This window comes from Candidatus Culexarchaeum yellowstonense (assembly GCF_024707025.1).
Taxonomy (GTDB): Archaea; Thermoproteota; Methanomethylicia; order Culexarchaeales; family Culexarchaeaceae; genus Culexarchaeum.
Genome location: NZ_JANGFQ010000239.1, coordinates 1 through 2,102, shown reverse-complemented (window position 1 = coordinate 2,102; position 2,102 = coordinate 1). Strand labels below are relative to the sequence as shown.

Below are 2,102 nucleotides of genomic sequence, written 5' to 3'. Positions count from 1 at the left end.
ATTTTGCTTGGCAACTCCAACTGTGTTTGAAGTGTAGTTTCAACCCATTCCTTAACTTTAGATTCAAGTGAACTCAATATTATTCACCTAATTCATCTAGTTTTTCAATTATCCTTTTCAGCTTTCTCTTTTTATCGCTTCTGTTATCGTTTCCATATATGAGTAGTAGTATTTTCTTCAATTGCCCAAGTGATAGAAATGATAAGAATATTGATGCATGTTCACCATGTTCCAGACGCTTCAGTATGTCTTTCCAATTCACTGATAACTTTGAATTTTTATTCATGGCAAGTATCTTCAATATCTCATTTACATCATTTTTCGTCAAATTAAATAGAACCATGTCAATGTCATTTACATTGTAAATCCACACTACACCCTTCGTATGTAGCAATGCATTTATTTCTTCATCAAGCCTTTTAAGTATTGGTTCAAGTGGATTCATGGGTTACTCACCCTACTCCATGCATGGTCTCTGTAAACCAACTCCATATAATTGTTTGAATATTGGGTTATTTTGATGCTTCATTACAAGTGGCTTAAACACTTCAACTGTTAATTGTTTAATCTTGCAGAATGATTCTGGAATGATATGTGGGTCTTCGAATAAATCGTAATTCATTGCTAGGCATCCACCCATACATGCATTCTTGAAGCTACAATTCAAACATAGTTCTGGCTTCTCACTGTATGGTGGAATCATCATCCAATTCTCAATCCACTCCAAACGTTTTGGAGAGAAGCCTTCAAATACATTTCCTATAACCGGTTGGCCTGATGAGACATATCTATGGCATGGTGTAATCTCACCCTTTGGAGTTACTCCAACTGTCCCTTGACCTAAACCGCATCTATCAGTCCAATTTACTCTACTGGCATTCGTTACCGCTGTAACCACATCTCTCACAAACATTGAGAATACTGGCATATTTTTCTCATAGCATTTATCAAGCAAATCACTCATCTTCACAAGCTCATTTCTAAGAGTTTTCAATGCATCATCATCCCATTTAACCTCATAAACTGGGTCAATTGCTAAATTCGTTAATCCTTGCTCAATTAGACTTTTCATTGCTTCAGTTGTCCCCTCAACAGTGTCTATATTCATAGTCCACCTCAACTGTGGAACTGGATTAATATATTTCCTTACAAGCTGTATTCCTCTCCATGCATCCTCAAATGAGCCTCTTCCATCAGCATACTTTCTATGCTTATTGTGTAGAACTTGTGAACCATCTAAGCTGCATAGTATTTGATAGTTGTATTTACGCATCCATTTAGCTTTCTCCTCATCTAAGAGAGTGCAGTTTGAGGTTAAGCCGAACTGTATAGCTAAATTTTCGGCTCTAGCCTTCTCAGTAATGTATTTCATAGTTTCAAAGCTTGCCAAAGGCTCTCCACCGAAGAACCATATTCTACCATTGAACATTAGGTGATGCATTGCGAAATGTATAAGTGCATCCATGATTTCTTTCTGCATTTCTTGTCTTGGAATATCCTCGTAGAGGCGATATACGTAGCAGTATTCACATCTCAAATTGCATTTGCTGGTATTCCAAACGGTAAGTTCTTGTAGTGGTGGGAGAAGCATTACTTAAGCTCCCTCTTCCTTTCATGTGGCTTTACAAGGTCGAGCTGTAATAAAACTTCAAGCATTGCCTCCTTAACAATTCTCCTAATATCCTCTACCGTTAAGAGTTGTGTTGATGGTGGTATTGGCTGTGGCATTTGCATCGGCATTTGCGGAGGTTGAGGTCTAATCACTGGCATCCTCTGTTCTTGTGGAGGCTGTTGGGTTGTTGCTTGACCTCTAATCTCTCCATATTTCTCACATGTAACGCATGTTTGACATGTATAGCATATCCCACATTGAACCTCCTCATTCTTGTTCAAACTTTCCACCATATCAACCTCACCATAATATAACATATAAACCTTTTCTTCACCCCACCACATAGAATGCTTGACATGTGTAACATGAGTAGCATGTGGTATTGCATGATTGACATGAAACACATATTTGGCATGATTGACATGAGCCGTAGCATGAGACACATATTTGACAGCTATAACATGAGTAACATGAGACATTGCAGGTTTGA

The 2,102-nt window shown here is 38.0% G+C and carries 3 protein-coding genes; all 3 read right to left on the bottom strand.

Translation table 11 applies throughout. The annotated features are described in order from the left end of the window. Window positions 1-79: 79 nt before the first annotated feature. From MRT15_RS11985 to MRT15_RS11975, 3 genes are read right to left on the bottom strand one after another with little or no spacing between them, the layout of a single operon-like run. Window positions 80-445, bottom strand: a complete 366-nt coding sequence (locus MRT15_RS11985) for a hypothetical protein (protein ID WP_304330524.1) — start codon at window positions 443-445, stop codon at window positions 80-82. Between the two features lie 12 nt (window positions 446-457). Continuing rightward, the gene (locus MRT15_RS11980) at window positions 458-1,591 is read right to left on the bottom strand and encodes a radical SAM protein (RefSeq protein WP_304330523.1); all 1,134 of its coding nucleotides are present in this window, start codon (window positions 1,589-1,591) and stop codon (window positions 458-460) included. Further along, entirely contained in the window at window positions 1,591-1,905 is a 315-nt protein-coding gene (locus tag MRT15_RS11975; protein WP_304330522.1) for a hypothetical protein, read from the bottom strand. The genes MRT15_RS11980 and MRT15_RS11975 overlap by 1 nt, the downstream gene beginning before the upstream one ends. Window positions 1,906-2,102 lie beyond the last annotated feature (197 nt).